The organism is Chitinophaga sp. (assembly GCF_035761305.1).
Taxonomy (GTDB): domain Bacteria; phylum Bacteroidota; class Bacteroidia; order Chitinophagales; family Chitinophagaceae; genus Chitinophaga.
This window is the reverse complement of the sequence record NZ_DASTRI010000022.1, coordinates 1-8,076: the sequence shown is the minus strand read 5'-3', so window position 1 is coordinate 8,076 and position 8,076 is coordinate 1. Positions and strand designations below refer to the sequence as shown.

Sequence of the window (8,076 nt, the reverse complement as noted above, 5' to 3'; positions counted from 1 at the left end):
CCACCAGGGATCTACAATGTATACATAGTCGGCGGCAGTAAGGTTCAAACCAACACCGCCCGCTTTCAGGGAAATCAGGAACACACGGCATTCCTCATTATTCTGGAAGTTCTGGATAGCGCGCTCTCTTTCCGTGGTGCTGGTGCTGCCGTCAAAATACTCAAATGGTATTTTCAGGTGCTGCAGGCGTTCTTTTATAAGAGCCAGCATACCCAGGAACTGGGAGAATATTAACACCTTATGGTTGCTGATGTTCTCCGACATTTCCCTGGTAAGCTCATGCAGCTTTACAGAGTGGTTAGGATATTGCTCCGACTCATTGAGGATGGCCGGCGAGTCGCAGATCTGCCGCAGCTTCATCAACCCCTGTAAAATGGTAAGCTGTGAGCGCTCCATACCCTGGTCTTCTATTACGCCCAGTATTTTAGAACGGTAGGTGTTGCGGTAAGCATCGTAAATATGCCGCTGCTCCGCATCCATTTCACAAAAGATCACGGTTTCTATCTTTTCCGGCAGCTCTTTGGCTACCTGCTCCTTGGTGCGGCGTAATATAAAGGGATAAATGAGCTTGCGTAAATGGTCTTTACGCTCCTCATCCTGGAACTTATCTATGGGTGTGGCAAATTCATTCCTGAAAAAGTCTACACTGCCCAGCATACCCGGGTTCAGGAAGTTCATCTGCGCATAAATATCAAATGTATTGTTCTGCATAGGCGTACCGCTCAATGCCAGCCGGTTGCGGGTGTGCAGCAGCTGCGCAGCTTTGGTAACCTTGCTTTGCGGGTTCTTGATGGCCTGGGATTCATCCAGTATCACATAGTCGAACTCCATTTTCATCAGCAGCTGCACATCGCTGCGCAGGGTGCCGTAAGTGGTAATAATAATGTCCACCTTCTGCAGCTCTTCAGGGTTCTTTTGCCGCGCGGGACCGTGATGGATATGGTAGCGCATGGTGGGAGTGAACTTCTTTATTTCGTTTTCCCAGTTATAGATCAGCGTAGTAGGGCATACCACCAGCGCCAGGCATTTATCGTTATGCTTGTTCTTATAATGCTGCACAAACGTAAGCGCCTGTATGGTTTTACCCAAACCCATGTCATCTGCCAGTATGCCGCCCCATTTCACCTCATCCAGGTAATTGAGCCACTGGAAACCGCTTTCCTGGTAAGGGCGCAGGTGCGCATTCAGGTTATGCGGCAGGGTAATGTTGCGGATCTCATCAAACTGCAGCAGCTTTTTACGCTTCTGCTCCAGCTCAATAACAATGGCTTCATCATCAATAAACTCATACAGCTCGTCTATAACGCTGAAGTTGTATTTGCTGAGCTTCAGCCCTTTATCCTTTTCTTCGCCTATTTTAAACAGCAGGGAGTACTTGCGTAGCCATTCCTCCGGCAGCAGGCCCAGGGACCCGTCTGCCAGCTGCACATAGTTTTGCTTGTTGGCCAGCGCCTGCTTAATATCCTTAATGCTTACACGCTGATCGCCGTACAGCACCTCTATCTGCGCATCAAACCAGTCTATACCGGAGCTGATCTGCAGGTTGGTGACCGGTTTATGAGAGCTGAACCTGAAGTTGCGCAGGCCGTCAAAGCCAAATACGCGCACATTCATTTCTTTCAGCGTATCAAAGAACAGGAAGAACCAGCTGTTCTTTAACGCTTCTTTGGAGCGCAGGTAAAAGTAGTTGTTGTTGCTGGGCTGACTGAAATTAGTATGCAGCGCGCGGATGCTTTCTATAAACTGCGTTTCCGCCGCCTTGTTACGGTGAATGATCAGCACCTTATTGCCTTCCTGCACCGTAATGCGGGTTTCATCGTTCCACTCCACCTCATGCCCGTGATAGGCAAAGCCCGGCTGGATAATGAAGGTTTCCCCCATCTCTTTCAGGTACACGTGGTTTTCCGGTAAAATATCATCTACCTCTGCCAGCAGGGATGCATCAAACTGTATATCATACTGCCGGCTTAACGGCAGCAGGTAATCTTTCAGGTACACCGGCCATTCGGCTACGGGTATACGTAAACGGCCGTTATTGCGGAACAGCTCAACATGCAGCGCATCCTGCGGATTTTCAAACAGGTGCAGCATTCCCTTGTGCAGGAACAGCAGCGGGCTTTCCCATTCATTTTCCGTTACATTCACCAGCTCACCTTCTATGTTCACATAACAGGTAATCTCCACCTCCTTTTCGCCGGTATGGGTTTTAAATACCGGCTGCAGGCGGCTGCCGGCCAGCTGTACCGGCTGTATGTTGCGGGTTTTAAACAGCTGCCGGCCAGGCAGCAGGAACAGCAGGCCATGCTCTGCCAGCTGGGGAAACAGCTTGGCCAATTTAGGATGCAGGTATTCCAGCATCAGCTCTTTGGTTTCCGTAGGCAGCTCCTCTGCATTATCGTGCGTAATATTTTCCCATATGCCGGCAAAGGGCGAGTTTTTGCTCAGGTACTTGCTTACCTCTCCTGCCTGCACTTTACGCACCGGAGAAATCAGTTCGCGGTCCTGCTCTTTATACTGGTAAAAATCAATGTACTTGGTAAGGTCCAGCTTGTTCACCAGCGACACAAAGCCGGTTTGCTCCTCATTTACCTCTCCGCTCACCAGGTCTATCCGGAAAAAGGGATATAGCTGCTCATTGGCGTTAAACACCACGCCTACACGCTGTGTAACGATAATATCCGGCGGAGGGGGTGGTGGAGCCTGCTGTGCGCGGCCCGTAACCGGGCTTTCCACACGCTTAATGCTGGGGTCCAGCACACGCAGAAAGGGCTTACCATCCATATAAGAAAATGCGAACTTGCCATCCAGGTTATCGGTCAGCGAGTAGCCGTACATGGCCAGCAGCTTGTTCTTTTCCTTGTCCCAGTTACGCAGGGTATCAAAATAAAAAGGCCCGTTGGCATTCAGCAGCTGCAGGAAAAAGGCTGTTTTATGCTTGCACAGCGGGTGCTCGGTTTCATCGCAGATGCAATGCGTATCAAAATGCCGTTCCTCATTGCGCTGCAGGATAAGCGGGTATTCTTTTCCCTCCAGCTTCAGCACCCCTTCTACCTTTTCATCTTTGGCGCTGCGGATGCTCACCTTATGATGGCGCAATATTTTTTCCGCATCTGCAAAAATGGCCGGGGAAGTAAGCAGCTTAATGGTTTTGAGGTCGATAGACTTCATTTTTATCAGCGTGTGCTGCTGATTATAATGCGTTTCGTAACTGTCAAAATGGTTCTTGTCCAGCATTTCCTGCAGCTGAAACAAGGCAGCGGCTTCATGGCGGCAAATGTCACCCAGGTTATAGGGGCACTGGCAGCGCACAGACATGCCGGAAATTTCGTGGTATTTGTTGATGGTAACTTTGTAGTAGTTGGCGTGCGTATCACTTTTTACGCGGAAAGCGGCTGATTTCAGCACCGGGTCTGCCTCCAGGAGCTCTACCCCGCCAGTAGCGAATATACGTTTCCCCCTGCGGATCACTTCATCAGTGCCGTTATTATAAACGTATTTCAATAACTGGGGTAGTGACATATTTTCCAGGCTTTTTTGAAACTAAAATCTTTAGCAGTTCATTAAAAGGCAATCCACAAAAGTAAGCAGAATTTTTGGAATAGAGAAAGGTGTGGTTCCCCCGCAGGAGCGGTTAACCCATGGAACGCACTATTGAAAAGGGCTCCGGCAAAACGGGCGCAGCGGTGCTGCGGTATTGGCAAATTTACCCCGGCGCCCGTGACCGGCTGCCGCTATTATCACGAATGCCTGCACCTTTTACGCTTATACGCTGTTATTCGTATATGCGTAGATAGCGGCGGATGGAAAAATCAACCGCCTGCTGCCCGCCGGCGGTAATATTCCGCCCGAAGGCGCCATATATTGCTTCATAGCCAAGCGGCTGCAGCACTGCCTGTATATGCAGTATATCCTTTTCAGGCAAGGGTACCAGGTTGGGATAGCTGTACATAAAAGATACGGTTTTGCGGTCCGGCGACACCTGTACCACATCGCCTGCCAGCATTACGCCCCGGCCATTATGCCCGCCCGGCCAGTGCAGGATGTTAGCCCCGGGAAAATGGCCGCCGCACAGCACCAGCTTTATACCATCCCATAAGGGCTGCGCCGCACCTTCCCACAGGCGTATCACCGGGTCATGGCGGCCCAGCCACTGTGCATCCAGGGCATGCACATATACCGGCGCATGGTTAAAGGCATGGCTCCACTCCACTATGGTGGAAAAATAATGCGGGTGCGAAATGGCAATGGCCTTAATGCCGCCCAGGTGGTTAATAATATCTATAGTAGTGGCGTCCAGGTTGGTAATGCAGTCCCAGAGGATATTGCCGCCGGGCGTTATCAGCAGGTGGGCGCGCTGCCCAATGGCAAAAGACGGCGTGGTATAAATGGCATACAGGTCAGGCGCCACCTTTTCAAAAATATTGCGGTGGTGCCGGCTCACCTGCTCAAGAGTGGTCCAGGACTGGCCAGTGGGGTTTACGTACTGGCGGTCGTCTTCGCATACCGGGCAATGGGCCGGCGGCTGGGCGGCAGCGTCGTATTGAACGCCGCAGGTGGTGCAGATGCTTAGCATGTCAATTACGAATTAGTTAATTATTGCGCAGCAACCAGTTCTCCATTCTTCAGCAGCGGCAGCACATTGGCGCTGTCCGGCGTAAGGCAGTAGCGGATGTCCTTTTCCAGGCCGTAGCGGGAGAGGCGCTGAAAATGGGAAGCTTGCCGCATATAGCCGAACAGGTCGTGCCGGGCCGCCTGGTAAAGGGTGAAGGCTGCCAGGGCCGAGTCGCAGTTCACGTTAAAATGTTGCTGAATGCGGCTCACCACAGCGCCCGCAAACAGCGTATCTTCCATATTTATCCGGTCTTTCCAGGCAGCACAGCCCAATATCACGTTTTGCCCCTGTGCGGCCAGGTAATCGCAAACAGCAGAAATATTCGGGAAAGAGCCGGTAATGATCTGTATAGCATCTTTAGCCATGTGCAGCAGCTTGGTGCCGTTGGTAGTGGTAAGCACCAGTGTTTTGCCGGCAATAAAGTCCCGGGGATATTCAAAGGGGGAGTTGCCGTATTCCAGGCCCGGGGCAATTTTGCCGTCGCGCTCGCCCGCAGTAATGGCGCCCAGCTGCCGGCCTATGTGCACGCACTCTTCCACGGAGGCTACGGGTATTATTTTGGCAGCGCCGTTATACAATGCGGTGCAGATGGTAGAGGTGGCCCTTAACACATCAATGATCACTACAATACTGTTCTTCACATCGTATAAATGTAATAATGCCGGTGATAGGCATACTTCCAGTGAGGGCCGTTGCGGTGCTGTCATTCACTTATTTTTCCGGTTGTTAATTAATCCAGGATGACCCGCCACTTTTCCGTTTCCGCGTATTCCTTTATTACCCGGTTACGTTGCTGCAGCAGGCGGCTCATGTAGTTATGCAGGTATAATCTGGTAAACAGCCTGCCAAGCTTCCCGTAGGGAGCTTCAAAATCCATGATGTCTATGGAAACGGTAGCATTGTCAATGGCCTTGAAATGATGTTCATGGCGCATGTACTTAAAATCCCCCGCTTCCATTTCATCGCAAAAGTACTCCGGGCTGCGCATATCGGTAATACGGGTGGTTAAGGTCCGTGTTTTACCTAAATGACGGGCGCGCCAGGTTACAGTTTCATTTTTTTCTATCAGCCCGTTCAGGCGGCCTTTGATTGCCTCTTCCTGCAAATGGGCCATGCTGCGCTTATGCAGCGTAATACTCCGGCTAAGGTTAAAAACCCTTTCCATGGGAGCGTAAATAACGGTGGTCAGATGGATCGTAGGCATAGATATGGTTATGCTTTTAGCCGTTAGCATTTAATGTTGGCGGTTAGCTAAGATAATGGCCTGCAGGCACATTTCTATAATCTTTTTTGCCGGAAGCTAATGACCAAAGATCCGCTGCTAACCCAGGAACGGCACTTTTACCACCCTGGCTTTCAGCTGCCTGTCCCGTACACTGATATAAATTTCGCTATCCAGCGCTGCATAGGGTGTTTTTACATATCCCAGGCCAATGGCCTTTTGCAGGGAGGGTGATTGGGTACCGGAGGTTACCCGGCCTATTACTTCGCCGGCCGCATTACGGATCTCGTAATCATGGCGGGGAATACCCTTGTCTATCATTTCAAAGCCCACCAGCTTTTGTGCAACGCCAGCTGCCTTTTGCTTTTCAAGAATGTCGCGGGCAGTAAAGTCTTTGGTAAACTTGGTGATCCATCCCAGGCCTGCTTCCAGCGGGGAGGTGCGGTCGTCAATATCGTTGCCGTACAGGCAAAAGCCCATTTCCAGGCGCAGGGTATCACGGGCGCCCAGGCCAATAGGCTTCAATCCTTTAGCGCTGCCGGCGGCAAAAATGGCGTCCCATACCTTATCGGCAGCGCCGTCCTTATCTTCAAAATAGATTTCTATGCCGCCGGCGCCGGTGTAGCCCGTAGCGCTGATAAGCACATTAGATACCCCGGCAAAGGTGCCTTTGGCAAAGGTGTAATATTTCAGGTTTACAATATCAATATCTGTAAGCGGCTGCAATATGCTGGCGGCATTAGGGCCTTGTATTGCCAGCAGGCAGGTTTTGTCGGAAATGTTGTGCATTTCCACGCCTTTGGTGTTGTGCCTGCTGATCCATTCCCAGTCTTTTTCTATATTGCTGGCGTTTACCACGAGCATGTACGCCTTATTTTCTTCAATACAATATACCAGCAGGTCGTCTACAATGCCGCCGGTGGCGTTGGGCAAACAGCTGTACTGGGCCTTGCCGGCAGTTAGCCTGGAGGCATCGTTACTGGTAACGCGCTGAATAAGGTCCAGCGCATCGGGCCCTTTTAATATAAACTCGCCCATGTGGCTTACATCAAATACGCCGGCATTGGTGCGTACGGCCTGGTGCTCTTCATTAATACCGGTGTAGGAAACCGGCATGTTGTAACCGGCAAAAGGCACCATTTTGGCCCCCAGTGCCACATGTTTTGGGGTAAAAGGCGTGTTTTTAATTACTGACATATTGTTTACGTTTGGGTATGATTGGTTTTTTGAACCCGGCAAAAATAGGTGGAAATTGGAAATTTGGTGTAATAATTGCACCCCGGGGAAAGAATTTTTGAATTACGAATTATTCAATTACGAATTGTTGGCACAGCGCCTTGCTGGTACACGCTGCCAGGCTCACGCTGGCCAATTCGTAATTCGTAATTGATAATTATTCGCATTCATAATTATTTTCAAAGGAGCTCATGTTCCGTTTAGCGGAATCGTAATTAAATAATTCGTAATTGAAGCCTTCGCCGTGCTCTGGTAGCACATTACACCAGGCACCCGCTGCTCAATTCGCATTTCGTAATTAAACAAATTTCCTTTAACTGTGAAAAGCACTACCTGTTTCCTTTCCTTACTTTTACTGGCAGCCTTACCTTTAACGGCACAGAAAAAAGCTGACCGGAAAATCCTGGGCAATTTACAGGCGCATGTGAACTACCTGGCCGCCGACCGCCTGGAAGGCCGCCGTACCGGCACACCCGGAGAGCGGCTGGCCGCTGATTATATAGCCGGCCAGATGAAGGCCGAAGGCTTGCTGCCCAAAGGCGACAGCGGCTACCTGCAAACCTTTATAGTACGGGAAGGCAGGGATATGGCCGATGCTACCCGCCTTACCATCGATAAGGAAAGCTTTACCGCCGGGGCGCAGTTTACAGCCCTGCCTTTCAGTGCCGAAAAAACCGCCACCGGCGATGTGCTGCCCCAGGTAAAGGAGCCGGATAATATATGGCTCATTGATGTACAGGACCTGGAGCTGAGCCCGCACGACAACCCGCTGGAAGAGTACCGGAAAAAAGCCATGGAAGCCGCTAAGAACGGCGCCAGCGCTGTAATCTTCTTCAACTCAAAAGATGATATACAAACCGCCCTGCACTGGCTGGATGAAGATGTTAAAAAGCTGCCCATTCCCGCGCTGTGGGTGGATGATGCCGTCAGCAAAACACTGCAGAGCGATAATGCCGCGGGCTTTCACATTAGCCTGCAGGTAGCCTTTAAGCAAACCAAACGTACC

Annotated in this window: 5 protein-coding genes and 1 pseudogene; 1 reads left to right on the top strand and 5 read right to left on the bottom strand. The window is 50.7% G+C overall.

Annotated elements, in window-relative coordinates; translation table 11 throughout:
* From VFS25_RS02425 to gcvT, 5 genes are all read right to left on the bottom strand, one after another.
* Positions 1 to 3,519: DEAD/DEAH box helicase (locus VFS25_RS02425; RefSeq protein WP_326460518.1), on the bottom strand; the 3,519-nt coding region annotated here is incomplete at its 3' end.
* Positions 3,520 to 3,772: 253 nt separating this feature from the next.
* Positions 3,773 to 4,573, bottom strand: coding sequence for an MBL fold metallo-hydrolase (locus VFS25_RS02420; RefSeq protein ID WP_326460517.1), 801 nt, complete (start codon positions 4,571 to 4,573; stop codon positions 3,773 to 3,775).
* A 20-nt stretch (positions 4,574 to 4,593) separates the two neighbouring features.
* Positions 4,594 to 5,319, bottom strand: coding sequence for a 2-phosphosulfolactate phosphatase (locus tag VFS25_RS02415; RefSeq protein WP_326460516.1), 726 nt, complete (start codon positions 5,317 to 5,319; stop codon positions 4,594 to 4,596).
* A 23-nt stretch (positions 5,320 to 5,342) separates the two neighbouring features.
* Positions 5,343 to 5,816 carry an SRPBCC family protein gene (locus VFS25_RS02410; protein WP_326460515.1) on the bottom strand — a complete coding sequence of 158 codons (474 nt, stop codon included), beginning with the start codon at positions 5,814 to 5,816 and terminating at the stop codon, positions 5,343 to 5,345.
* Between the two features lie 117 nt (positions 5,817 to 5,933).
* On the bottom strand, positions 5,934 to 7,031 hold the full coding sequence (gcvT, locus tag VFS25_RS02405; protein ID WP_349256383.1) for a glycine cleavage system aminomethyltransferase GcvT: 1,098 nt from the start codon (positions 7,029 to 7,031) through the stop codon (positions 5,934 to 5,936).
* A gap of 358 nt (positions 7,032 to 7,389) precedes the next feature.
* On the opposite strand from gcvT, the pseudogene VFS25_RS02400 reads away from it, so the two are divergent.
* Positions 7,390 to 8,076, top strand: a pseudogene (locus tag VFS25_RS02400) (hypothetical protein); the annotation flags it as partial.

Excerpts from the sequence above, each read along its gene's own strand:
- VFS25_RS02420 (WP_326460517.1), bottom strand. The coding sequence starts at position 4,573 with ATGCTAAGCATCTGCACCACCTGCGGCGTTCAATACGACGCTGCCGCC.
- VFS25_RS02410 (WP_326460515.1), bottom strand. The coding sequence starts at position 5,816 with ATGCCTACGATCCATCTGACCACCGTTATTTACGCTCCCATGGAAAGG.
- VFS25_RS02415 (WP_326460516.1), bottom strand. The coding sequence starts at position 5,319 with ATGACAGCACCGCAACGGCCCTCACTGGAAGTATGCCTATCACCGGCA.
- gcvT (WP_349256383.1), bottom strand. The coding sequence starts at position 7,031 with ATGTCAGTAATTAAAAACACGCCTTTTACCCCAAAACATGTGGCACTG.